General features: G+C 73.1%; 18 protein-coding genes (1 of these 18 only partly in view). 9 read left to right on the top strand and 9 right to left on the bottom strand.

Going from position 1 to position 24,603, the window contains the following annotated elements:
- Position 1: 1 nt before the first annotated feature.
- The 3 genes from mftB to mftE all read left to right on the top strand — a co-directional run bounded on the left by mftB (position 2) and on the right by mftE (position 2,296).
- The gene (mftB, locus tag FB388_RS34390) at positions 2-286 is read left to right on the top strand and encodes a mycofactocin biosynthesis chaperone MftB (protein WP_142106851.1); all 285 of its coding nucleotides are present in this window, start codon (positions 2-4) and stop codon (positions 284-286) included.
- Positions 283-1,470, top strand: a complete 1,188-nt coding sequence (gene mftC / locus FB388_RS34385; RefSeq protein WP_142106850.1) for a mycofactocin radical SAM maturase — start codon at positions 283-285, stop codon at positions 1,468-1,470. Before mftB ends, mftC begins: the two co-directional genes overlap by 4 nt.
- 139 nt (positions 1,471-1,609) lie before the next feature.
- Positions 1,610-2,296: a mycofactocin biosynthesis peptidyl-dipeptidase MftE gene (gene mftE, locus FB388_RS34380; RefSeq protein WP_142106849.1), complete on the top strand. Its 687-nt coding sequence runs from the start codon at positions 1,610-1,612 to the stop codon at positions 2,294-2,296.
- Between the two features lie 11 nt (positions 2,297-2,307).
- Here the strand turns inward: mftE and FB388_RS34375 are convergent, their stop codons facing one another.
- From FB388_RS34375 to FB388_RS34335, 9 genes are all read right to left on the bottom strand, one after another.
- Positions 2,308-2,529, bottom strand: coding sequence for a hypothetical protein (locus tag FB388_RS34375; protein ID WP_142106848.1), 222 nt, complete (start codon positions 2,527-2,529; stop codon positions 2,308-2,310).
- A gap of 209 nt (positions 2,530-2,738) precedes the next feature.
- A complete protein-coding gene (locus FB388_RS34370; RefSeq protein ID WP_246122861.1) occupies positions 2,739-4,628 on the bottom strand; it encodes a DUF2264 domain-containing protein in 1,890 nt (629 codons plus the stop codon).
- 37 nt (positions 4,629-4,665) lie between these two features.
- Complete coding sequence (locus FB388_RS34365) at positions 4,666-5,655, bottom strand: hydroxyacid dehydrogenase (protein WP_246122685.1); 990 nt, start codon at positions 5,653-5,655, stop codon at positions 4,666-4,668.
- Positions 5,655-6,524 (bottom strand): carbohydrate ABC transporter permease, encoded by an 870-nt coding sequence (locus tag FB388_RS34360; RefSeq protein ID WP_142106846.1) that lies wholly within the window; start codon positions 6,522-6,524, stop codon positions 5,655-5,657. Before FB388_RS34360 ends, FB388_RS34365 begins: the two co-directional genes overlap by 1 nt.
- Positions 6,521-7,477, bottom strand: a complete 957-nt coding sequence (locus FB388_RS34355) for a carbohydrate ABC transporter permease (RefSeq protein WP_142106845.1) — start codon at positions 7,475-7,477, stop codon at positions 6,521-6,523. The genes FB388_RS34360 and FB388_RS34355 overlap by 4 nt, the downstream gene beginning before the upstream one ends.
- The gene (locus FB388_RS34350) at positions 7,474-8,775 is read right to left on the bottom strand and encodes an ABC transporter substrate-binding protein (RefSeq protein ID WP_246122684.1); all 1,302 of its coding nucleotides are present in this window, start codon (positions 8,773-8,775) and stop codon (positions 7,474-7,476) included. The genes FB388_RS34355 and FB388_RS34350 overlap by 4 nt, the downstream gene beginning before the upstream one ends.
- 96 nt (positions 8,776-8,871) lie before the next feature.
- Positions 8,872-9,918: a substrate-binding domain-containing protein gene (locus FB388_RS34345; RefSeq protein ID WP_142106843.1), complete on the bottom strand. Its 1,047-nt coding sequence runs from the start codon at positions 9,916-9,918 to the stop codon at positions 8,872-8,874.
- A 37-nt stretch (positions 9,919-9,955) separates the two neighbouring features.
- Entirely contained in the window at positions 9,956-10,207 is a 252-nt protein-coding gene (locus FB388_RS34340) for a hypothetical protein (protein WP_142106842.1), read from the bottom strand.
- A gap of 107 nt (positions 10,208-10,314) precedes the next feature.
- Positions 10,315-11,412 (bottom strand): alkaline phosphatase family protein, encoded by a 1,098-nt coding sequence (locus FB388_RS34335; RefSeq protein WP_142107706.1) that lies wholly within the window; start codon positions 11,410-11,412, stop codon positions 10,315-10,317.
- Positions 11,413-11,554: 142 nt separating this feature from the next.
- Between FB388_RS34335 and mftF the strand changes: the two genes are divergently transcribed.
- The 6 genes from mftF to FB388_RS34305 form a co-directional block, all read left to right on the top strand.
- Positions 11,555-13,183 carry a mycofactocin biosynthesis glycosyltransferase MftF gene (gene mftF / locus FB388_RS34330; protein WP_246122683.1) on the top strand — a complete coding sequence of 543 codons (1,629 nt, stop codon included), beginning with the start codon at positions 11,555-11,557 and terminating at the stop codon, positions 13,181-13,183.
- A 300-nt stretch (positions 13,184-13,483) separates the two neighbouring features.
- Positions 13,484-13,999 (top strand): (2Fe-2S)-binding protein, encoded by a 516-nt coding sequence (locus FB388_RS34325; RefSeq protein ID WP_142106840.1) that lies wholly within the window; start codon positions 13,484-13,486, stop codon positions 13,997-13,999.
- Between the two features lies 1 nt (position 14,000).
- On the top strand, positions 14,001-16,487 hold the full coding sequence (locus FB388_RS34320) for a xanthine dehydrogenase family protein molybdopterin-binding subunit (RefSeq protein WP_142106839.1): 2,487 nt from the start codon (positions 14,001-14,003) through the stop codon (positions 16,485-16,487).
- Positions 16,484-17,335, top strand: a complete 852-nt coding sequence (locus FB388_RS34315; RefSeq protein ID WP_142106838.1) for an FAD binding domain-containing protein — start codon at positions 16,484-16,486, stop codon at positions 17,333-17,335. The genes FB388_RS34320 and FB388_RS34315 overlap by 4 nt, the downstream gene beginning before the upstream one ends.
- Positions 17,336-17,408: 73 nt before the next feature.
- A complete protein-coding gene (locus tag FB388_RS34310) occupies positions 17,409-18,212 on the top strand; it encodes an SRPBCC family protein (RefSeq protein WP_142106837.1) in 804 nt (267 codons plus the stop codon).
- A 606-nt stretch (positions 18,213-18,818) separates the two neighbouring features.
- Positions 18,819-24,603 carry the start of a preprotein translocase subunit SecA gene (locus FB388_RS34305; RefSeq protein WP_142106836.1) on the top strand. The gene runs 21,506 nt beyond the window's last position, so 5,785 of the gene's 27,291 nt are visible here — the first part of the coding sequence; its start codon is at positions 18,819-18,821; the stop codon falls past the right edge of the window.

Below are 24,603 nucleotides of genomic sequence, written 5' to 3'. Positions count from 1 at the left end.
CGTGACCGGGGACGCCTCGGGCTTCGACCCGGCGCGCCCGCACCGCTGCAGCCCGCGGGTGGCGCTGCGCCCCGAGCCGTTCGGGGCGCTGGTCTACCACTTCGGCACCCGCAGGCTGTCGTTCCTGAAGACCCCCCAGCTCGTCGAGGTCGTCTCCGGGCTGGAACGGCACCCGGACGTGCACTCCGCGCTCGACGCCGCGGGCGTCGAGACGGCCCAGCGCCCCGCCTACCTGCGGGCGCTCGCCGGCCTGGCCGCCAACGGAACCATCGAGGAGCGCCCATGAGACTGGTGGACCACTTCCAGTACGGCCTCAACTCCCCGATCTGCCTCACCTGGGAGCTCACCTACGCCTGCAACCTGGCGTGCGTGCACTGCCTGTCGTCCTCCGGGCGCCGCGACCCGCGCGAGCTCAGCACGGACGAGGCGAAGTCCGTGATCGACGAGCTGCAGCGGATGCAGGTCTTCTACGTCAACATCGGCGGCGGCGAGCCCACCGTCCGCTCGGACTTCTGGGAGCTGCTCGACTACGCCGTCACCCACGACGTCGGCGTCAAGTTCTCGACCAACGGGATCAAGCTCGACGAAGCGCGGGCCAGGCAGCTCGCGGCCACCGACTACGTCGACGTCCAGATCTCGCTGGACGGGGCCACCCCCGAGGTCAACGACCACGTGCGCGGCCCCGGTTCGTACGCCACCGCGATCCGGGCGCTGGAGAACCTGGCCGCAGCGGGGTTCGGGCAGCCCAAGATCAGCGTGGTCATGACCCGGCAGAACGTCGACCAGCTCGACGAGTTCAAGGCGATCGCGGACAAGTTCGGCGCGCAGCTGCGCATCACCCGGCTGCGGCCGTCCGGCCGGGGCGCCGACGTGTGGGACGAGCTGCACCCCACGGCCGCGCAGCAGCGGCAGCTCTACGACTGGCTGGTCGCCCACGGCGAGAACGTGCTCACCGGCGACTCGTTCTTCCACCTCTCCGCCTACGGCGAGGCGCTGCCCGGGCTCAACCTGTGCGGGGCCGGGCGGGTGGTCTGCCTGATCGACCCGGTCGGCGACGTGTACGCGTGCCCGTTCGCGATCCACGAGAACTTCCTCGCGGGCAACGTCCGCTCGCCCGGCGGGTTCCAGGGGGTGTGGCGCGGCTCGGAGCTCTTCGCCGAGCTCCGGCAGCCGCAAACCGGCGGCGCGTGCCGCAGCTGCGGCTTCTACGACTCCTGCCAGGGCGGCTGCATGGCTGCCAAGTTCTTCACCGGCCTCCCGCTCGACGGACCCGACCCGGAGTGCGTGCGCGGCTTCGGCGAGCAGGCGCTCGCGGCTCGTGGCGCCGACACGGTGATCCCGAAGTCGGATGTCGACCACTCCCGGTCGGCACCCCGCAACTCCCGCGGCCCCGTCCCGGTCTCGATCGGGATGCGCCCGGACCGGGCATGCGACGAGAACCCGCTCGCCGGCCTGCGGGTCGGAACCTGACGAACGGCGCTGTCGTGCCACTGAGGCCTGCGCGCTTGCTTTGCGGCGCGCACAGCCCTCAGACATGCATGGGCGTCGGAACCCATCCGACGAACGTGCCGCTCGTCGGAACCCATCCGACGAACGCGCCGCTCGTCGGATGAATCTCGGTGATCGGGTGTGGCCCGAGGTGCGCGCCGCCACCCTGCTCGTCCCGCTCGGAGCGCTGGAGCAGCACGGGCCGCACCTGCCGCTCGACACGGACGCCCGCGTCGCCGCCGCCGTCGCTCGGCGGGCCGCCGCCTCCGGCGACGCCCTGCTGGTCGCCCCGCCCCTGGCCTACGGGGCCTCCGGCGAGCACGAGGGCTTCCCCGGCACGCTGTCGATCGGGCACGAGGCGCTGCGTGCGGTCCTCGTGGAGCTCGGCCGCTCCGCGTGCCGCTGGGCCTCGCGGCTCGTGTTCGTCAACGGGCACGGCGGCAACCTCCCCACCGTCCCCGACGCGGTGGCGCAGCTGCGCCACGAAGGCCGCGATGCAGCGTGGTGGCCGTGCGTCCCGGCGGGCGGGGATGCGCACGCCGGGCGCACCGAGACGTCGATCCTGCTCGCCCTCGACCCCGGCTCGGTCCGGATGGACGCCGCCGAGCCGGGCGCGACGGCGCCGCTCGCCGAGCTGCTCCCCGCCTTGCGCGCGGGTGGCGTGGCGGCGGTGAGTCCCAACGGCGTGCTGGGCGACCCGACCGGTGCGAACGCGCCGGAAGGCGAGCGACTGCTGGCCGAGATGACCGCCGCGCTCCGCACCTGCCTCGCCCGGTGGCGGGCCGACCCGACCGGCCGGCTGACCTGACGAGTAGGCGCTCAGGCCGCCTGCGCCGGAGGGACGGAGTCCTCGAGTGGATCGGCGAGGTGAACGATCATCAGGTACAGCCGACGTTCCAGCAGCCGGTCGATGTCCTGCCGCGCCGCCTCCCTGAACCTGGGAGTGAGGTTCGAACGAGGCCCCATGTGCTCTCGTCGCTCGGCGAGGTGCAGATCCACGCTGGCGATGTCCGGGCAATGGAAGCGGTAGCCGGGCAGCACGCTGCTGACCGTGTCGGCCGGATCGGGATCGTCGGTTCCGTACAGCATTGGCATACCTAGGGAGCGAGGTTGCGGAGGAGCGGCTCCAGCCTGCGGACGCCGTGTTACGCCTCGTTCAACGAGGCATGTCGTCCGCGAAAAGGTGATGATTGGAGCTTCGCGGCGGACAGGCGATCACATTGCGTGACATCGACCTGCGCCGCTGCCCGTCAGGGCGTTGTCACCACCGCCGGTATCGCACCCCTCCAGGTGCACGTCGTGCGCGCGCCGTCCGTCCAGCCGACCGACACCTCGCCGCCCTCCACCGTGACCCCGGGTGCGGTGGTCTCGGCCGCGCCGGTGAGCGTCGACGCGGTGACCAGCAGCTCCCCGGGCACCACCGTGCCCCGCAGGGTGGGCACCAGGGCCCACGCCCCGTAGGCCGTGCCCTGCGGGGCCCGCTGGACCTCGGCGGCGGCGAAGCCGTGGCAGCCGACGAGCCGGGCGGCCGTCGCGCCCGTCCGCAGGGTGACCGAGGCACCGTCGACCTGCAGATCGAGGTCCTGCGGGGTCGCGGCGGCGAGCGCCCATCCCGTCACCGTGACGGGAATGCCGGCCGGCACGGAACGGAGCCGGTGGACGTGCACCTCCCACGCGCCCCGCGCGACGACGAGGCTCTCGATCCGGCACTGGGGGAGCACCGGCCCGCCCGCGACCGGTGGGCCGCCGGGGAAGGCGGGTGGGCCGGGGAACTGCGGCTGGTGCCAGGAGGCCACCCAGTCCGGCCCGCTGCCGATCGGGTGGATCCGCCGCCGCACGCTCTCCCGGCCGCGGACGTGCAGCGCGATGTGGTTGTCGGCGGCGTTGCGGACGGCGGTGGGCCCGGTGCGGGTGGAGTAGGCGAGCCGGGCGTAGAGCGGATCGGGCTCTCCGCCGTCGGCGTCCCACGGGTTGATGTGGTCGCTGCCGTGGTTGTGCACGCGGACCATGCCGTCCGCCTCGGTGGTCTGCACCAGCCAGCCGACCGACGGGATGACGATCGCGCGGTCCGGCCCGGCCGACGGCGGCGGCTCCTCGACCGCCGTCCACAGCGGCGCCGACTCCGGCAGCAGCAGCCCGACGAAGCCCTTGCTCGCCCAGTACGGCGACGCCGGCCCGGAGTAGGTCTGCAGCGTGGCCGCGTGCGGGCCGTGCCAGCCGCGGGAGAAGATCCCGTCGGTGAGCGCGCCGCGGTCGAGGAAGTAGCGCAGGCCCGCCGACAGGATCCGCCGGGTCTGGCCGGGGCGCAGCGGCGTCCACCCGACCACCTCGCCCAGCGCCACGGCCGACAGGGTCGCGGTGCGGTAGGTGAGCGAGCGGCCCTGGTGGAGCGGGGCGCCGTTTACGTCGAAGGTGGCGGCGAACGAGCCGAGGAACTCCTCCAGCCGGGGACCGAGCCGCTCCAGCTGCGCGGTGTCGCCGCGCAGGTGCGCGACCAGCACCGGGTAGAGGTGCATCGCCCAGCCGATGTAGTGGTCGAAGGCGCGGCCGTCGCCGTCGCTGTACCAGCCGTTGCCGCGGTACCAGACCTCCAGCAGGTCGAGCGCGCGGTCGATGGCGCGGGCGGTCTCGGCGTCACCGCGGCCGACCTCGTCGAGGAAGGCGGCCACGGTCATCGGGAACAGGTACCAGTTGTTCGGCGCAGGCTCGTTGCGCAGCGCTCCGCGCAGCCAGTTCTCGAGCCGGTCCTGCTCGCCGTCGTCGAGCAGGTCCCAGGTCCAGCGCCGTGCGGCCAGCAGGCCGAGCGCCACCGACGCCGACTCGACCATCGGCTGCCCGCCCGGCCCGTGCGAGCCGATGGGCGGCCACGCGTCGGGGCCCGCCGGCCCAGGCCCGCTCACGAGGCCCTCGCGGTAGGGAGCCAGTACGGTGCCGTCGTCGTCGCCGGCGGCGCGGAACGCCGCGAGCAGGAACGTGCGGGCGAATCCCTCCAGCCCGTCGGAGACGACGCCCGCCTTCGCCGGCGCGCCCGGCAGGTCGATCCGCCCGCCCCGGGGCGAGCGGTAGCGCTGGACGGCGGCGAGCAGGTCGTCGGCGACGGTGACCCAGTGCTTGCGGGTCCAGCCGGTGTCCGGGCTCAGGTCGTGGTACTCGGCGGGAATCGGGGGTCTCCTCTTCTCAGGCGGTCAGCGGCAGCAGCTCGCGGCGCACCGGGTGGGCGAACGGGCGGCCGGCCGCCCACCGCTCCACCTCGTCGGCCGCGGCGTCGGCGAGTCGGCGCAGCTCGTTGCCCTTGGAGCCGGCGACGTGGGGGGTGAGCACCACGCCGTCGCAGTCCCAGAGCGGTGAGTCGGCGGGCAGCGGCTCCGGGGTGGTCACGTCGAGCACGGCGCGCAGCCGCCCGGAGAGCACCTCGCGCTCCAGGGCGGCGTGGTCGACGAGCCCGCCCCGCGCGGTGTTGAGCAGGGTGGCGCCGTCGCGCATGAGCGCGAGCAGCCGGCCGTCGACCATGCCCCGGGTGCTGAGCAGGAGCGGCGCGTGCAGCGACACCACCCGGCCGCGGGCGAACAGCTCGTCCAGCCCGACCGGTTCCGCGCCGAGGCTCCGGACCTCGGCGTCGGCCGCGTACGGGTCGTGCAGGAGCACGTCGAGGTCGAACGGCCGCAGCAGGTCGGCCACCCGCCTCCCGATGAGCGACGCCCCGAGCAGCCCGACCGTCGCCCGGTAGTTGCCCGACTCCGGGAAGAGCGCGTTCCAGTCCTGCTGCACGCGCTCGGTGCGGAACCGGCGCGCGATCTCGGGCACCCGCTTGCCGGCGAGCAGGATCATCGCCACGGCGTACTCGGCCACCGGCACGGCGTTGGCCGCGGCCGCCGAGCTCACCACGATGCCCCGTTCCCAGCACTCCTCGGTGACGTGCTGGCGCACGGTGCCGGCCGTGTGGACGACGGCCCGCAGCCGGGGCGCCGCGGCGAGGACGTCCGCGGTGATCGGCGCGCAGCCCCAGCCGGTGATCAGCAGCTCCACGTCCGCGAGGTCGGCGCCGTCGAACCCGTCGAGCACGACGTCCGGGTCGATGTCGACGGCGGCCGCGATCCGTTCCACCGCGGCCGGGTGGAGCAGCTGGCTGGCCGTCCTCGTGGCCATCGCGAAGGCCGCGCGTGCCACTACTTCACGCTCCCGGCCGTCAGGCCCGACCGCCAGTACCGCTGCAGCATCAGGAAGGCCACGACGAGCGGGATCAGCGCGAGCAGCGAGCCGACGATGACGATCGGGTAGTACTCCGGCGTGATCGTCGCCTGGCTGTTCCACGAGTAGAGCCCGAGGCTGAGCGGATACAGCTTCTCGTCGGACAGCATCACGAGCGGCAGGAAGAAGTTGTTCCAGATCGAGGTCAGCTGGAACAGGAACACGGTCACGAAGCCCGGCCCGAGCATCCGCAGCCCGATGCGGAAGAAGATGTGCAGCTCCGACGCCCCGTCCACCCGAGCCGCCTCCAGCACCTCCCCGGGCACGTAGCCGGTGGCGAAGATCCGCGCGAGGTAGACGCCGAAGGGGTTGAACAGGACCGTGAGGAAGACGGCCCACATCGTGTTGGCGAGCTCGAGCCGGGACGCGATGAGGTACATCGGCAGCGCCAGCACCGTGCCCGGGATCATCACGCTGATCAGCACGAGCGCGTAGAGCTGCTTCTTCCCGCGGAACGAGTACTTGTCGAAGACGTAGCCGGCCGCGGTGCTGACCAGCGCGCCGACGGCCGCCCCGATCACCGCGTACAGGATGCTGTTGGCGTACCAGCGCAGGAAGAGCCCGTCGTCCTCGTCGAGCAGCGCCTCGATGTTGCCGGCGAGGTCGAAGTTGGCCACGTCGAGCAGGTTGCTGCTGAACAGGGCCTCTGCGTTCTTGGTGGCGGCGAGCAGCAGCCACAGCAGCGGCAGGAGGGCGTAGAGCGTGCCCGCGGCGATCACGACGTTCGTCGCGATCGTGCCCGCGCGTGTGCCCCGCCGGACGCGGCCTCCGAGTTCGGTCGTCGTCATGCCCTCGCTCCTCGGGAGCTGTAGCGCGCCACCGCGTAGGACAGGAGGCAGCACAGGACGAGCAGCAGCACCGACGCCGCGGACGCGAGGCCGTAGTTGCTGCGGTTGAAGGCCGCGTCGAAGATGTACATGTTCGGCGTGAAGCGGTTGCCGATCAGCGGTGTGGACTGCGCGAGCAGCATCGGCTCCGTGAACAGCTGCAGCGTGCCCACCAGCGTGAACATGCCGACGGTCACCACCGAGGCCCGCACCATGGGCACCTTCACCCGCAGCGCGGTGCGCACCGCGCCCGCGCCGTCCACCGCAGCGGCCTCCATGACTTCACGGGGCACGGCCTGCAGCGCGGTGTAGAAGATCACCGTGTTGTAGCCGAGCCCGCCCCAGAGGGCGATGTTGACCATCGACGGGATGAGCAGCGTCTGGCCGAGCAGGTCGACCTGGATGTTCAGGTCGTACAGCAGGGCGAGCACCGGGCTGATCCCCGGGGTGTAGAGGTAGAGCCAGATGATCGCGGCGATGATGCCGGGCACGGCGTGCGGCAGGAAGAGCGCCGTCTGCGCGAACTGGCGCGCCCTGGCCAAGCCGGAGTCGAGCAGCAGCGCGAACGCCAGGGAGCCGACCACGAGGATCGGGATGAACAGCACGATGTAGGCGAGCGTCACCCCGATGCTGCGCAGGAAGCTCGGGTCGGTGAGCACCACGACGAAGTTGTGGAGCCCGACGAACACCGTGCGCCCGTTGCCGAAGCCCAGCCCGGAGTGCAGCTGCGAGAAGACGCTCAGGTAGATCGCGTAGGCGGCCGGGACGACGAACACGCCCAGGCAGAGCGCGGCGAACGGGGCGAGCAGCACCACGACCGCCCGCTGCTGGCCGGGCACTCGGGTCTCGCTCGGACGCCTACACTGCTTCGCCGCCTGCGTTGCGACGGGCGGGGTCTCGATCGTCGCGGTCATCGCTCGTCCACCGCCAGTCCGAGTGCTCGCATGTCGGGCAACGACTCCTCCTGGCCCCGTTCGAGGGCCTCGGCGACCGTGTCGCCGTAGGTGACGCGGGCCAGGCCCTCCTCGATGATCTTGTTGGTCGCGGTCATCCGCGGACCCCACACCCAGCCCTCGGGCACCGTGGCGGCCTCGCGGCGGAACAGCGCGTAGATGTCCTGCCCGCCGAAGTAGGAGCGGTCGAACCCCTCGTCGGCCACGCCGATGAGATCCGGGGCGGCCGGGAACATGCTGCTGGTGCCGCTGGACAGGCGTGCCTCGAACGCCTCGGGGTCGGTCACCATCCAGCGCAGGAACTCCATGGCCTCGTCCGGGTGCTCGCTGTCGACGGTGATCCCGAAGACGGAGCCGCCCGTCACGCCGACCGCGGGCCGCGCGGGGTCCCACTGCGGCAGCGGCGCCACCGCCCACTTCCCGGCGCCGCCCGGGTTCGACCGCATCAGCGCCGCCGCGGCCCACGCCCCGTTGACGTAGGTGGCGATCGTCCCGTTGTTGATCCCCGCCTGCCATTGCTGGCTGTTGATCGGGGCCACGTTCACGAGGTCCTCGTCGACCAGTCGCTGCCAGTACTCGGCCACGCGCATCGTGCCGGGGTCGGTGAAGTCGAGGCTCCAGTGGCCGCCGGCTGTGGAGAACCACTGGCCGCCCACCTGCATGGAGAGACCGGCGAGGTGCGCGGCGCTGCTGGTGAAGAACGTCGAGAGCCGCGTGTCGGGAGCCGCGGCCTTGAGGTCGCGCGCGGCCTGCTCGAACTCCGCCCACGTGCGCGGCACCGCGATCCCGTGCTGCTCGAACAGGTCGCGCCGGTAGAACAGGACCTGCGGCTCGATGTCGATCGGCACGGCGTAGACGTGCCCGTCGAACGTGACCTGGTCCCACGCCTGCGGCAGCAGCTTCGCGCGGAACCCGTCGTCGACGCGGTCGGTCAGGTCGAGGAACGCCCCGTCGATCGCGAAGGCGGGGAGCGAGACGTAGTCCGCGGTGGCGACGTCGGGGGCGTTGCCCGCCCGCGTCGCGTTGGTGAGCTTGGCGTTGGTCCCCGCGGCGCCCGACGGCGTCATGTCGAGGTCCACCTGGATGTCGGTGTGGGTGGCGTTGAAGGCGTCGACGACCGCCTGCGTGCCCCGCAGCGACGACCAGAACGTGATCACGGTGGGGCCGCCGCCCGGGTCGTCGGGCGCGGGGCCTGCACACGCGGCGAGCACGGTCGCTGCGGCGACGGCGCAACCGAGCGCTCGGAATCGGTGGGACACGGACGTACTCCTCGTCGTCGAGAGAGCGCTTTCCCGGGCCACCGTGAAGCACGGTTCGATCCTTGTCAAGACCATACGATCTAAATGATCGAACGATCAGTCCCGGGGACAGGTCGATCCTCGGTCCACCAGACCGGGCAGCAGCTCGACGTGCCGCACCGGCCCGCCGCGTTCGACGCGGTCGAGCAGCAGCGCGACCGCCTCGCGGCCGATCTCCCGCTTCGGCGGGGCCACGGTCGTCAGCTCGAGCCCGCCGAGGCCCGCGACCACGTCGTCGTAGGCGACGACGGACACGTCGTCCGGGACGTCCAGGCCGGCCCCGTGCAGCTGCTGCACCAGGTTCAGCGCGTCGACGTCGCTGTGCGCGAGCAGGGCGGTTGCGCCGGTCTCCCGTACCACCGCCGGCACGTGCGGCACCGGAGTGCCCGGGTCCGGATCCGCGCCCGCTGCACTGAGGAGCGGCTCGGTGAGCAGCGGTAGGCCGAGCCCGGGGAGCTGCGCCACGAACGCGGCCCTGATCGTTCGAGCGGTCGGGCTGTCGTTGCGCGCGACGAGCAGGATGCGGGTGTGCCCGCGCTCGCGCAGGTGGCGGAGCGCGAGCAACACGCCGTGCGAGTGATCGGTGCGCACCGCGTCCAGCTCGGCGAGCGCGCTGCCCGCCGGCGCGAACCGCTCCACGAGCACGGCCGGCGAGCCCGGGGCCGGTTCGTCCCCCTCGGCCTCGACCGCGGCGACGGTGCGCCAGCGCGGGAAGACCAACGTGCCGAGCGCGCCGCTCACGGCCGCGCCGCGCCGCACGGCGGAACCGACCATCTCCCGATCGCCGATGTCCTCCACCCGCCAGCGCAGCCCCAGCTCCTCCACGGCCTGCTGCGCACCCTTGACGATCTGGGCCAGGTACGCGCTGCGCGGCGGGGCCATCACCACGACGACGCCGGTCGAACGGTCGGTCCGACGGCTCGACGGCAACCGGACGACGCCGTGCCCCCGCACGACGTGCTCCCTGCGGGCGAGCTCCTCGACGTCGCGGCGCAGCGTGATCGGGGAGACGTCGAACTCGCGGGCCAGCTCGGCCACCCGGGCCGGCCCGCGGGACCGCAGGATCGCGAGGATCCGCTCCTGCCGGGCGGACGGCTTGCTCACGAGCGGGGACGCTACCGCCGCCGCCGGCGGAGGGGGATCAGCCCACGAGCTCCAGGCGGCCGGCCGTGGTGATCACCGCCGGCAGGCGCTCGCCGACGGCGCCCTCGGCGGCGGGGGCGATCAGCCCCGCCCGCACGAGCCGGTGCACGGCGCTCTGGTCGCAGCAGAAGCGACCGTCGATGTAGAGATCGGGCTCCGAGCCCCATACGAGCTCGGCCGGTCCGCGCGCCACCGCGCGCAGAATGGCCCGGTCACGCAGGCTCAGCTCGACCTCGACGACGAGCTCCATCGCGATCCCCCAATTCAGCAGGTGAAACCAGGGTGGGGGCATCGTGGAACGCGCTGCCACAGAATTGAGGAACATCTGAGGTTGACGCTCCGGCGAGTCTCCGGACTTCACCCTCTCGGGTGCGGTGGGGCGAGCAGGAGCGGGACGAGCTGCTCGTCGGGGGTGAGCGAGCCGTGCTGCCCCGGCATCCGCGAGATGAACCGCTCCGCCCGCGACCGGATCACGGCCGTGCCCCCGCGCGCTGCGACCACGACGTCGCCGATGCGGTCGCGGGCGTGCGGTGCAACCGGCAGGCCGAACCAGCCGTCGGCCACCGCCTGCTCGCCGGGCACGACCCACGCCCCGTCGCCCAGCACGTCCGTCCAGGCGGCGAGCACGTCGTCGAGTGCGCCCGGCACGACGTGCACGTGCCGCGCCCGCGGGTCACCGGACACCTGCGCCACGCCGCCGGACAGCACGCGGTCGGTGTCCACGTCGTAGCGGCGGTCGACCGCGACCATGCCGTGGTCGCCGGTGACCGCGAGCACCGCGTCGGGCGGCAGCCGGTCGGCCACGAGCTCGACGAGCCGGTCGACCTGGGCGAGCTGCAGCCGCCACGGCAGCGACCCGGGGCCGTACAGGTGGCCCAGCGCGTCGAGGTCGCGGTGGTAGCCGTAGCAGAGCTGCCGGCCGGGGCTCGTGCTCGCGGCGAGGACGCCCGCCGCCAGGTCGCCCAGCGCGTACGTGCCCTGGAAGCGGCCCCCGCGCAAGGTCGCCCTGGTGAGCCCGGAACCCTCGAACTCGCTCAGCGACACCACGGTGACCGCGACGCCGGCGGCCGCGGCTCTCTCCAGCGCCGTGGGCACCGGCTGGACCTCCTCCGGCACCAGCCGGTCACGCAGGTCGAGGCGGCTGCCCTGGGCCGTCCAGCGCAGGGTGTCGAGGAGCTCGCCTCCGGTGCGCAGCGCGAGCCCGAGCAGGCCGTGCGCACCCGGCGGCACCCCGGTGCCGATCGACGCCAGGCTGATCGACGTGCTGGACGGGAAGCCCGCGGTGAGGGGCCCCAGGTCGGGCAGGTTCGCCAGGAACGGCGCGTCGTCGGCGTACCGGCGCAGCAGCTCGCTGCCCAGGCCGTCCACGAGCAGCAGCACCGCCGCGCGCACCGGCGGAACGGCCAGCGCCGGTGCCGGCCCGGGCACGCCGAGCGCCGCCAGCAGCGCCGGCATGACCTCGGCGAGCGAGCGGCGTCCGTACTCGGGCAGCAGAGGCGCGGTCACCCCACGAGCTTCCCAGCGCGACTCGCGTACACCCAGACCGCGACTCGCGGGGAGGGGCGCCCACCGGGTGATCGCCGCCTACGCTCGGAGCGTGGAGGACGCGCTGCCCGACGGGATGCGGATCGAGCTCGACCGGCACGCGATCGTGGTCGACGACGGCACGGTCCTGTTCGGCGGCGCCCCACCGCGGATGCTCCGCCTCTCGGAGTCCGCGGCGGCCCGGCTGCGCGACGGCGCGCTCGAGGTCTGCGACCCGACGTCGGCGAAGCTCGCACGCACGCTGCTCGACGCCGGCATCGCGCACCCGGTCGCCGAGCCTCCTGCCGCGGTCCCGCCCGCATCGGACGTCACGGTCGTCGTGCCGGTGAAGGACCGGGTCGAAGGGCTGGCCCGGCTGCTCGCGGCACTGCCCGCCGATCTGGGCGCGACGATCGTCGTCGACGACGGTTCCGAGGACCCCGCGAGCATCCGGGGCGTCGCCGAACGGGCGGGCGCGGTGCTCCTGCGTCACCCGGAGGCGAGGGGCCCGGCCGCGGCCCGCAACGCCGGCCTCGCGGCTGCGCCCACCCCGCTCGTCGCGTTCCTCGACTCCGACGTCGTGCCCCGGCCGGGCTGGCTGGACCCGCTGCTCGCCCGCTTCGCCGACCCGGCGGTTGCACTTGCCGCACCGCGCATCGTCGCGCTGGCCGGGCACGGCTGGCTGGGCGGCTACGAGTCGGTGCGCTCGTCGCTCGACCTCGGCGCCGAGCCTGCGCTCGTGGTGCCGAAGAGCCGCGTGGCCTACGTGCCGAGCGCCGCGATGGTGGTGCGCCGGGAGGCCGTCGGCGCCGGTTTCGACGAGCGGATGCACGTGGCGGAGGACGTCGACCTCGTGCTGCGGCTCCACGAGGCGGGCTGGCGCCTGCGCTACGAGCCGGCGTCCCGGGTGGCGCACGACCACCGGACGAGCCTGGGCGCCTGGTGGCTGCGCAAGGCGTACTACGGCACGGGTGCGGCACCGCTGTCGCTGCGCCATCCCGGGTCGGTACCGCCGATGGTGCTCAACACGTGGTCCGCCGCGGTGATGGTGCTGCTGCTGCGAGGACGGCCGTGGTCGGTGCTCGCTGCTCTCGCCGTGGCGGCCGGGGCCGCCGAGCAGCTCGCGCGCAAGCTGCCGGTGCGGCAGCCGCGGCGCGTCGCGGCCGAGCTGATCGGGCTCGGCGCCGTCGGCACGGTCCAGCAGACGGCCGACGCCGTCACCCGTCACTACTGGCCGCTGTCGCTGGTCGCGGCACTGGTGTCCCGCCAGGCCCGCCGCACCGTCGTCGTGGTGGCGGTGGCCGAAGGGGTTCTCGACTGGTGGCGCAAGCGCCACGACCCGGCCCGCCCCGGCCTGCCCGGCTACCTCCTCGCCCGCAGGCTCGACGACCTCGCCTACGGCGGTGGCCTGTGGTGGGGCGCCATCCGCAACCGCACGACCGCCCCCCTCCGCCCGGTCGGAACCGCGGTTGACGGTGGGCGGGAGGGGGAAATCCCGGGTCCCGACCGAGGAGCGTCGACGATGACGGACGAGAAGCGGCAGGACGACGTGGTCAACCCCGCCGGTATGCCGGAGATGCACCCGCCGGAGGGCAGCCCGAACGCCGACCCCGACGCACCGGACCCCGAGGACCTCGTGCCCAACCGCCCGGGCACGCCGCAGGAGACCGTGCAGGTCGACCCGGAGTCCCCCAGCGAGTGATCTTCACCGCCCCGTCGGGATTGGTCCGGACAGGTGATCCTGATCCAGATGGTGTCCCGCGGATGCGGTCCTCCGTCGCGTTCTGGCCCGCTTTTGCGGAGTAGTCGCTGCGCCGTTGTGGTCCGAGCGGGGTCACGCCGCCGAGCGCGGATCGTCACCCTTGCATGCCCGAATGATCGGCGGTCTGATTGTGGGCGCCGCCACAACGTCGTGTGCGGCACCCGGGCGTGGCTCGGCTGCGCCCGGTGCGTCCAGTGCGGCCCGATGGGCGGCACCGCGCTCGTGGTGAGGAGAGGTCTCATGGCACAGGTTCGGGTCACCGTCGACGGCGTGGAGTACGTCGACGACGTCGAACCCCGCATGCTGTTGGTGTATTACCTGAGGGAGCGCCTGGGGAAGACCGGCACGGTCGTCGGCTGCGACACCAGCAACTGCGGTGCCTGCACGGTGCACCTGAACGGGCAGAGCGTGAAGTCGTGTTCGGTGCTCGCGGTGCAGGCCGACGGGGCGGAGATCACGACGATCGAAGGGCTCGCCCGCGACGGCGAGCTGCACCCCGTTCAGAAGGCGTTCAACGAGTGTCACGCGCTGCAGTGCGGGTACTGCACCCCCGGGATGATCATGCAGGCGGTCGACCTGCTCGGCGACAACCCCGACCCGGACGAGCACGCGATCCGCGAGGGCCTCGAGGGCAACCTCTGCCGCTGCACCGGATACCAGAACATCGTCCGGGCCGTGCAGAGCGCCGCGCAGGCTATGAAGCCCAGCGCCACCGCGCCCGTCGACACGCCCACCCCCGTCGGGGGAGGGCAGTGAGATGACGACGACCGCCGAACCCACCACGAACGAGCTGGGCCGCCCCCGCGTCCGCAAGGAGGACGCGCGGCTGATCACCGGGCGCACCCGCTGGACCGACAACATCACCCTCAACGGGATGCTGCACGTCGCGATGGTGCGCAGCCCCGTCGCGCACGGCCGCATCGCGAGCATCGAAACCGAGGCCGCCCGCCGGATGCCCGGCGTCGTGGCCGTCTACACCGGGGCCGACCTGGACGCCGAGCAGTCGGGCATCCCGTGCGCATGGCCGATCAACGCCGATGCCACGCCCCCGCGGCACGTCTCGATCGCCGTCGACACGGTGCGGTTCGCCGGTGAGATCGTCGCCGTCGTCGTGGCGCGCGACGCCGCCTCCGCCCAGGACGCCGTCGACGCCGTCGAGGTCGACATCGACCCGATCGACCCGGTCCTCGACATGGAGACCGCGCTCACCGACGCCGCCCCCGTGATCCACCCGGACCTGGGTGGCAACAAGTGGGTCACCTTCCCCTTCGACTCGGTCGCGGCGGGCACCACCAGCGGTCAGTCCGCCGACGACGCGATCGCCGCCGCCGAGTCAGACCCCGACTCCGTGGTCGTGAAGCGCCGCTGGCGCCAGCAGCGGCTCATCCCGGCCTTCATGGAGCCGCGGTCCGTGGTCGTCGACCCGACCGGTGAGCAGCTCACCATCTGGTCCTCCACCCAGATCCCGCACATCGTGCGCACGATGCTCGGCGTGACGCTGGGGCTGCCCGAGCACAAGATCCGCGTCGTCGCTCCGGACGTCGGCGGTGGGTTCGGCGGCAAGCTGCAGCTGATCCCCGAGGAGATCCTCTCCGTGCTCGTGTCCCGCCGGCTGGCGAAGCCGGTGAAGTGGACCGAGACCCGCTCGGAGTCACTGGTGTCGGGCCACCACGGCCGCGACCAGATCCAGGACGTCACGGTCGCCGCGAAGAAGGACGGCACGCTGACCGCCCTGAAGCTCGAGATCATGGCCGACATGGGCGCCTACTTCGGCCTGTTCACCCCGGCCATCCCGGTGTTCGGCGCGTTCATCGGCCCGGCGGTCTACAAGGTGCCCTCGTACATGTTCGTGGCGACCGACGTCTTCACGAACAAGACCCCGACCGACGCCTACCGCGGCGCGGGACGGCCGGAGGTCACTTTCGCCGTCGAGCGGATCATGGACGAGCTGGCCGTCGAGCTCGGGCGCGACCCCATGGAGCTGCGCGAGCAGAACTGGATCAAGCACGACGAGTTCCCGTACACCAACGCGGGCGGCCTGACCTACGACTCCGGCAACTACGAGGCCGCCACGCAGAAGGCGATGGAGCTGTTCGACTACGCCGGCATGCGCCAGGAGCAGGAGGAGCGGCAGCGCTCGGGCGACCCGGTGCAGCTCGGCATCGGCATCTCGACGTTCACCGAGATGTGCGGGCTCGCGCCGTCGCGGCTGCTCGGCGCGCTCGGCGCGGGCGCGGGCGGCTGGGAGCACGCGGCGATCCGGATGCTCGCCACCGGGAAGGTCGAGGTGGTCACCGGCTCGTCGGCGCACGGCCAGGGGCACGAGACGGCGTGGAGCCAGATCGTCGCCGACCGCCTCGGCGTGCCGTTCGAGGACATCGAGGTGCTGCACGGCGACACCCAGGTCTCGCCCAAGGGCCTGGACACCTACGGCTCCCGGTCCCTCCCGGTGGGCGGCACGGCCGTCGTCAAGTGCGCCGACAGGGTGATCGAGAAGGCCAAGAAGGTGGCGGCGCACCTGCTGGAGGCCGACGAGAGCGACCTCGAGTTCAACCGCGGCCGGTTCGGGGTGCGTGGCACCGAGAAGGGCGTCACGATCCAGGACGTCGCATATGCGACGTTCACCTCGCACAACTTCCCGGAGGGCATAGAGCCGTCGCTCGACTCGGAGTACACGTTCGACCCCGAGAACTTCTCGTTCCCGCACGGCACGCACCTCGCCGCCGTGGAGGTCGACACCGAGACCGGCAGGGTCTCGATCCGCAAGTACGTCTGCGTCGACGACATCGGCGCCGTGGTGAACCCATTGATCGTCGAGGGCCAGGTGCACGGCGGGCTCGCGCAGGGCATCGCCCAGGCCCTGTTCGAGGAGGCCACCTACGACGAGCAGGGCACGCTCGTGAACGGCACCTTCGTGGACTACACGCTGCCGTCCGCCGCCGACCTGCCCAGCTTCATCACCGACCGCACCGAGACCCCGGCCACGAGCAACCCGCTCGGCGTCAAGGGCGTGGGTGAGGCCGGCACGATCGCCTCCACCCCGGCGATCGTGAACGGCGTGATCGACGCGGTGCGCCACCTCGGCGTCACGCAGGTCGAGATGCCGTGCACGGCGCAGCGCGTGTGGCGGGCCATCCAGGAGGCGCAGGGTCGTTCCACGCAGGAGACCCCGGTCGACACCCACTCGCCGGGCGCCGGCCTCGGCTCGATCGACCCGAACAACCCACAGGGAGAGGTCCAGTGATCCCCGCCCAGTTCGACTACGTCAAGCCGTCGTCGGTCGACGAGGCAATCCAGGCGCTGCAGGAGGCAGGCGACGACGCGAAGATCCTCGCGGGCGGGCAGAGCCTGCTCCCGGTGCTGCGGCTGCGGCTCGCCGCACCGACCCTCCTCGTGGACCTCGCCGGCATCTCCGAGCTGCGCGGGATCCGCGACGAGGGCGACCGGGTGGCGATCGGTGCCATGACGTCGTACTACGACGTCATCCGCGACGAGTCGGTGCAGCAGCACGTCGCGCTGCTCGCGCAGGCCACCGAGACCGTGGCCGACAGCCAGGTGCGCCACCGCGGCACGCTCGGCGGCTCGCTCGCCCACGCCGACCCGGCGGGCGACCTCGGTGGCGTCGCGCTCGCGCTCGAGGCCGAGATGACGATCGCCGGACAGTCCGGGCGCCGCACGGTGGCGGCGAGCGATTTCTTCGTCGACTACTTCACCACAGCGCTCGGCGAGGGCGAGATCCTCACCGAGATCCGGTTCCCGAAGTACACCGGGTGGGGCAGCCACTACGAGAAGTTCAACCGCACCGCGCAGGCCTGGTCGATGGTCGCGATCGCGGCCGCCGTCCGCGTTGAGGGCGGTTCGATCGCGGAGGCGAGGGTCGGGCTCACCAACATGGGCAGCACGCCGATCCGCGCAACCGGTGTCGAAGAGGCCCTCGTTGGGCAACCTGCCAATGCCGAGGCGGTGCGCGCGGCAGCCGAACGGGTCACCGAGGGCACCGCCGCACCGAGTGACGCGGATGCCGCTGCCGACTACCGTGAACATCTGGCCAAGGTGCTCACGGGCCGCGCGGTCCTGGCGGCTGCAGGCTGACGCTCGTTCCGCAGGACGCCTGCTCTGGTCATCCGGGGCAGGCGTCCTGCGGCTTTGTGGAGGAGACTGACTCATGCAGTTGGAGAACAAGTTCACGATCGAAGCGCCGATCGACAAGGCGTGGGAGGCGCTGAACACGCCGGAGACCGTGGCTCCCTGCTTCCCGGGCGCAACCCTGCAGGAGTACGAGGGCGACTCGTTCACCGGCACGGTCAAGGTGAAGCTCGGACCGATCTCGCTCACCTACAAGGGCAAGGGCACCTACGTCACGCGCGACGACGCCAACCACAAGGTCGTCATCGAGGCGAGCGGGCGTGACTCCCGCGGCAACGGCACCGCGAACGCCACCGTCACCGGCACGATGGTGGCCGACGGACCGAACCGCACCGCCGTCACGATGGTCACCGACATGACCATCACCGGCCGGCCCGCCCAGTTCGGCCGCGGCGTCATCTCCGACGTCGCCGACAAGATCATCGGCCAGTTCTCGGCCTGCGTGGCCAGCAAGCTCGCGCCGGAGGCCGAGGAGGCAGGCTCCGAGGAGGTGGCACCGCCCGCCCCGGCCTCGCCGTCGCCCACGCCCGTGACGCCGAGCGCCGCGGGCGTGTCGGCACCGGCGCCGACCCCGGGGTCGGTCGCCGCGCCCGCCGCGAGCGGCAACACGAACGGCCACGGCTCGCCCGACGCCGCGGCCGCCGCGAAGGGCCAGTCGCTCTCGTCCGCGCCGAAGGCGGCCGGCCCGCTGCGCAGCGAGGTCGACGCGATCGACCTGCTCGACACCGCGGGCGCCCCGGTGCTCAAGCGCCTCGCCCCGGTGGCGGCGGGCGGACTGCTCCTGCTGGTCATCTTCCTGATCCGCCGCGCGCGCCGCGGCTGACGCTCGCCAGGAGTGTCAGCAAGGCCACCTTCATGTCATCACGTGGCATGAAGGTGGCCTTGCTGTCATTTCGGGGCCCGAGACCCGCAGTGGTCACCTCCGTGTCGTCCTGGTCCGGGCGCGAATCCCCGTTGACCTACGGAAGTGGCGCGGGCGGCGAGATGACGTACGAGAACTTCCGGAATGCGATCGCGACCGGGTTCTGCAACGAGGTCTGCGCGTGCGCTCGAGCTCTCGCCCCTCACACCATTTCGCTGTCCATGTGCGGTCGCCCGTGACCTGTCCGGGCGGCACACCGATTGTTCACCTATCGGTCGCCTGCTCGACGACTGGTTGATCAGCCGCTGTACGTCGCGGCCTCCAACATCATCCGTGCACACCCCAGGTGTCGCCGGTCGCTGACGTTGTCGCGACGGGTGGGCCCGAGCGGGTGGTGCGAACGGGTGCGGCGCAGGGCCGGGCCCCGCGGGTCGCTTGCCTCGAGCGCGACGCGCTGTGGGAGCCCTGTGTCACCGCCCGACGTGATGGTTCGCGGTGGCCGCGAACCGGTTCGGTTCTTCCTTCCTCTGGTCCGCGTGCAGCGGCGAGCCTTCTGGAGCTTCGGTCATGGGTCAGGTGTCAGCATGTGCAGGTGAGGCCGTCGGCCTCGCCCCGCGTGCTGACGTCGTCGTGTTGAAGCTCTCGCTGGCCGACCGCATGTGGCGGGTGGCGCGGTGGGCGATCACGCTCGCAGGCGCGATCGTGGTGCTGTGGTTCGGAGGGGCGTTCCTCGCGGCCGCCCCGGCCGCCGCGGCGGTGACGATTCCCGTGGTTCGGGTCGCGGCCGTCCAGGGTCTGGCGAAGGGAGGTGGCATCAGGCCCGCCGAAGGGGGCGACGGAGACTCCGACTCCGGGGGCTCGAAATCTTCCGGTGGCGGGAAGGAAGAGAAGTCGGACGACAAGAAGGAAGAGAAGTCCGACAAGAAGTCCGAGAAGAAGTCGGGCGAGAAGTCCGAGAAGAAGTCGGGCGGGAAGTCCGAGAAGAAGACGGGCGAGAAGTCCGAGAAGAAGACGGACGAGAAGTCCGAGAAGAAGACGGACGAGAAGTCCGAGAAGAAGACGGACGGGAAGTCCGAGAAGAAGACGGACGAGAAGTCCGAGAAGAAGACGGAGAAGAAGGAGTCCCGGGAACGGGCGAGGGACGAACTCCGTTCCGACGAGCGGGACGAGGACGCCTCCTCGGGCGAGGGACGGTCCGAGCGCCGGCGCGATGAGGAGGACCGCGGTCGGGGCGAGCGATCCCGCGACGACCGCGAGCGGCGGGATCGGGTGAGCGAGGAGGACTCCGGGAACGGCGAAGACCGCGGGCGCGGGTCGGAGCGTGCCCGCGAGAACCGCGACGCGGGCGATGGGCCCGAGGAGCAGGAGCGCAGCCGCTCACGTGATCGCGAGCAGGCGCGGGACTCCGGCTCCGACTACACCGACCGGGACGGCGATGCCGGTGCGGCCGCCCGTCGGGCGGGCGCCGAGGACGGCGATTCGGGTGACCGGTCCGAGGGGCAGGAGCGCGGCCGCAAGGGCGACCGCCGGCAGGCGCGGGACCCCGGCCCCGCCGACGGCGAGGGGACCGGCGGCGCCGGCGAGGAGACCGAGCGCGGCGCCGGACCCGACGAGTTGGAGCGCGGCCGCTCGCGTGAGCGGGAGCAGGCGCCGGACCTCCGTCGCGGGGATCCCGGGCGCGGCAGCCGCGCCGATTCAGCAGACGGGACCGCGGACGCCGAGGACGGCGACGAGCGGGCGCGCACTGCGACCCGTGAGAAGGACGAGCGTCGGACGGAGATCGCTCGGGGGGGCCGCGATCGGGATCGCGGCGCCGACCGCGACTCGGTGGAGGACAGGGCCGAGCGCACGCTGCCGCGTGAGGTGACCGACGGCGAGGAGCGTCACCGAGCCCGGGATCGCCGTGACGACACGAGCGACGCGATGACCAGCGACCCGCGCGGCACCGGGCGGGACGAGGTGCGGCGGTTCGTGAAGCGTGCCGGCGATGTGGCGCGCAAGGTCGCCGACGGGGACGAGGACGTCGCCCGCGCGGTGGACGACCTGGTCGACGAGGCTCTCGACCGCGCCGAGCACGCCGTGGAACGGGCGGGCGAGTCGGCGGAGGACGGCAAGCGCGTCGTCGAGGCGGCCCGGAAGGTCGCACGAGTGTCCGCTGACGACGATCGAGCGGCGGATGAGGCATCGCATCGCGCGCGGCCGGCTTCGGCGCAGGAAGGCGATCCGGTCACGGGTGCCGGCACGTCCGGGAAGGTGCGCTCCGGGCAGCGCTCGACGGCCGATCCGCGCGGCCCGCCGTCGGAACAGGTCACGACGATGGCGCTGCGGGAGTCGCGGAACGACGAGGAGAGCGACGAGGACTGCGCCGACGGGGACTGCGCCGGCGAGGACCGGGACGACGAGGACTCCGAACGGGAGTACGACGACTCGGAGGAACGGACCGAGCGGGTGCTCGAGGGCCGGATCGACGTCGACGAGAGCGAGAAGAAGCTCGAGAAGACCAAGAAGGACGTCGCGTCGGGCAAGGCGACGAAGGCCGAGTACGACAAGCAGGCCGCCGAGCACGAGAAGCTGGAGCAGGAGTACGAGGCGGACCGGTCGGAGCTGTCGCAGGAGCGGGCCGAGCTGGTCGACGAGGTCGTCGACGGCCACCAGGAGCTGTCCGACCGGGAGAAGGAGCTCGAGGCCGAGGAGAAGAAGGTCTCGGACGGCACCGTCAGCAAGAAGGCGCACCAGCGCAACGTCGCGGCGTACGAGGAGCAGCGCGACGAGGTCTACGACGCCACCGACGAGCTGATGGAGGCCACCGGCCGGGACCCGGACGCGGTGTCCGAGGACGACCTGGACGGTGAGGGCGCTGCCGCGGGCTGCGGGTCGGACGGCGCGTTCACGGAATGCGGATCGGTGAGCGAGTCCGCCGACGGGAAGCGGGACTCCGATCGAGAGGTCTGCCTGTCCGGGTTGTCGTCCGGGTGCGGGGCGTCGAGCAGATCGGGCGACAACGAGGCGTCGGCGTCCTGCACGATGAGCGGCGCGGACCGGGGCTGCGGCAGCAGCGCGTCCAGCAGGGGCGACGGCGGGGAGACCACCCGGGCGTCGGCCCGCTGCACGGGCGAGTGCGAGCAGCGCAGCCGGGCGACCCCGCAGGAAGCGTCCGCGGAATGCGAGAGCCGTGGTGGCTCCTGTGAGAGCAACAGCTCCGGGAGCGAGCGTGACGAACCGACGAGCACGACCAGACTGGCCGGCACGACCGACCGCGACGAGCTCGGGACGAGCCGCGGGGCGGGGAGCGGGTCCTCGCGTTGCCAGGGCGGCGACTGCGCGACCTCCAGCTCGGTGGAGCTGGACGAGGCGGGCGAGGTCCGCGCGGAGGCCGAGGTCGACTGCGGAACCGGATGCACCGGCTCGGCGCGCAGCGAGTCCGACGCCGGTCACGATGCCGGTACCGCGGGCACCGTGACGGCCGCGACGAAGGCGCCGGGATCGGCCACGAAGGCGAGTGCGGACTGCGCGGTCGCGGGTGGCGGCTGCCGGGCCGTCGCCGAGTCGGACGCCGACGGCTCGTCCGACGAGATCGAGACGGACAGCGCGGCCACCGTCGAGGTGGACTGCGACGGCGCCCGTTGCTCGGGCAGCGGGAGGACCACGACCAGCGGATCCGCGACCGGGACGGCTACCGGGGCGAGCCGGGACAGCACCGGCACGGCGTCCTGCGAGGTTCGGGGCGGCGGGTGCGAGGCGGGGAGCGGCACCGGGACCGACACCTCGATCGAGGAGTCCGAGACCGGGGCCGGACCGGTCCGGTTCGCGGCTCTGTCGGACGGCGACGCCTCGGCGTCCAGCTCGGCCGGTGCGAGCGTCGACTGCGGTGACGCCGCGGGCTGCACGGGCTCGGCGACCAGCGACACCACCGGGAAGGTGACCGGCACCGCGACGGCGGGCGCGGCAGCCCCGGTACGCACGACGAGCGCGTCCACGCGCTGCACGACAGCGTCGGGCGAGTGCGCCAGCGATGCGACGTCCGAGGTGAGCGACCGCGTGGCCGAGCTCGGGGACACCGCCGCCGCGGCGGTCGGGCCGGCGCGTCGCGAGCTGTCCGCGGCGAGCACCGCCGACGCCGCGGCCGACTGCGGTGTCGTCGGGTGCACCGGGTCCACCTCGGTCCGGACGGCGGGCGGGGCGTCCGGGGACGTCACGGGCGTCCGGGACAGCACCGGCAGCGCGAGCTGCACCGTCCACGGCGACGGCGGCGGCTGCGCGAGCTCGTCGGGAACGGCGGTGTCCGACCGCGACCCGGCCACCGGCGACGCGGTCCCCGGCGTGGCAGCGGTTTCCGGCCCGGTGAGCGTGTCGACCGCCTCGTCGTCGGTGGAATGCTCCGGCGGCACCGGGACCTGTGGCGGCTCCGCCGCGTCGGCGACGAGCGCCCGCGACACCGCGGTGTCACCGCACGCCCGTGGCACGAAGGCGACCGCCGAGTGCACCGTCACCGCGGGTGGCTGCTCTGGCGAGACCAGCTCCTCCGCGTCGTCGGCGCCCGACTTCGTCGCCGTCGACCCGGTGACCGGCAGGCCGCTTCCCGGGCAGCCCACCAGCGGCCCGTCCTCGGTGGCGTCGTCGTCGGGGAGCGTCGCATGTGCCACGGCGGCCTGCTCCGGTTCGGTGCGCACCTCCACCTCCGCGTGGGACGGCGCCGTGGCCGGCGGGACACCGCGCACGTCCACCGGGGAGGCGAGCTGCGCCGGGGGCACCGCCGGGTGCCAGGCCGCATCGACGTCGTACGCCTCCACCGGCTCCGGGGCCGCACTGGCCCTCTCCGGCGGGCAGCCGGTGAACGAGGCGCGGCTGACCGCGGGCCCGTCGGCGGCCTCCGCAGCCGGCGCCGTTGTGGCCTGCTCCGGTGAGGATGTCTGCAACGGGCGGGCGTCGAGCGCGGCGACCGCGACCGACCCGACGGTGTCGGAGGCCCCGCGGGGGTCGCGCAGCACCGGCTCCTGTGAGGGCGTCACCGGTGGCGACTGCCAGGCGGTGACGAACTCCGGCGCCTCGTCCGGCCCCGACGCGAACGTCATCCTGCCGCTGATGCAGGCCGGCTCGACGGCGAACGCCACCGTCTCCGACGAGGAGGTCGGTGCGGCGGGCGACGAGCAGCGGTCGGACGGCTCGGACACCCAGCAGCAGGGCATGCCGCCGGGCTCGACCGCACCCGGTTCGAGTGCGAACTCCGGTGGACCGACCGTGTCCGGCGCGTCCAGCTGGACGATGGCGTCGGCCGTCCTCGACTGCGGCGGCGGCACGGGGTGCGCGGGTACCGCACGGACCTCGGCCACGGGCAACGAAGGTCCGACGGCCCTGACCGGCGCGGGCGAGGCGCGCGGCCCACCGGCCGCGACCGGAACGACCAGCTCCAGCGGCAGCTGCACCACCACGGAGAGCGGCTGCCTCGCACAGACCGACTCTTCCGCGGGTTCCGGCCAGGTCGTGGCCGACATGGTCGCGGAGGACCGCAAGGCCGCTGCCGAGCAGGCGCGCCAGCAGGCCGTCGAGGCCCAGGCCGCAGCTCGTGCCGCAGCGGAGGTCGCCGCCCGGCCGGGCGCGACCGCAGCACAGCGCAAGGCCGCCGCCGACGCCGCGAAGACCGTGGCCGAGGCCCGCAACGCCCACACCGAAGCCGCGAAGCTGGCCGCACGGCCGCTGACCGACGCTCCCGCGACGATGTCACGGTCGAGCGCGGCCGCCCAGTGCGAGGGCCCGGCCTGCCGGGCCGCGACCACCGGCGCCACGAGCGGCACCCCGGGCCGCGCCGAGACCGGCGCCCACTGCCTAGCCGCCGCGAACGGTTGCGCCGTCACCAGCGACGCCATCGCGACCGCCGAGACCGACTCCGGCCTGACCAACGGCGAGGGCGAGAAGGCCGAGCCGATCCCGGGCTCCACCGGCGCCGCCGAGGCCGCCTCGCAGCTGGTGTGCGCAGAGGCCGGATGCACCGGCAGCGCCGGCGGGAAGTCCTCGGCCGTCGCCGGGCCCGCGGGGCAGCGCAGCACCAGCACGGCGACCGGTTCCACCAATTGCGCCGGCACCACGGCGTGCCTGGCGCAGATCACCGCGACCGCGTCGCGCACCACGGTCGACGCCGACGAGCAGCTCGCCCTCACCTCCGCCTCGGTCGAGGCGGTCTGCGACAACGGCACCGCGACCGGCTGCGCGACGCAGACGTCGAGCCGCACCACGGCGGACGGCGCGAAGGGCGTGGGCGGCGCCTCGACCGCGACGTGCGGCGCGTCCGGCGCCTGCTACGCGGCCACCGGCGGGTTCGCCGGCAAGGGGGTCGTCGAGACGACGGCCGAGTGCG

This window comes from Pseudonocardia cypriaca (genome assembly GCF_006717045.1).
GTDB classification, from domain to species: Bacteria; Actinomycetota; Actinomycetes; order Mycobacteriales; family Pseudonocardiaceae; genus Pseudonocardia; species Pseudonocardia cypriaca.
This window is presented reverse-complemented; position numbering and strand designations above follow the sequence as displayed.

Bases quoted from the DNA above. Each gene is read 5' to 3' on its own strand.
- FB388_RS34360 (WP_142106846.1), bottom strand. From the start codon at position 6,524: ATGACGACGACCGAACTCGGAGGCCGCGTCCGGCGGGGCACACGCGCG.
- FB388_RS34355 (WP_142106845.1), bottom strand. From the start codon at position 7,477: ATGACCGCGACGATCGAGACCCCGCCCGTCGCAACGCAGGCGGCGAAG.
- FB388_RS34340 (WP_142106842.1), bottom strand. From the start codon at position 10,207: ATGGAGCTCGTCGTCGAGGTCGAGCTGAGCCTGCGTGACCGGGCCATT.
- FB388_RS34320 (WP_142106839.1), top strand. From the start codon at position 14,001: ATGACGACGACCGCCGAACCCACCACGAACGAGCTGGGCCGCCCCCGC.
- FB388_RS34335 (WP_142107706.1), bottom strand. From the start codon at position 11,412: ATGCCGGCGCTGCTGGCGGCGCTCGGCGTGCCCGGGCCGGCACCGGCG.
- mftC (WP_142106850.1), top strand. From the start codon at position 283: ATGAGACTGGTGGACCACTTCCAGTACGGCCTCAACTCCCCGATCTGC.
- mftE (WP_142106849.1), top strand. From the start codon at position 1,610: ATGAATCTCGGTGATCGGGTGTGGCCCGAGGTGCGCGCCGCCACCCTG.
- FB388_RS34325 (WP_142106840.1), top strand. From the start codon at position 13,484: ATGGCACAGGTTCGGGTCACCGTCGACGGCGTGGAGTACGTCGACGAC.
- FB388_RS34310 (WP_142106837.1), top strand. From the start codon at position 17,409: ATGCAGTTGGAGAACAAGTTCACGATCGAAGCGCCGATCGACAAGGCG.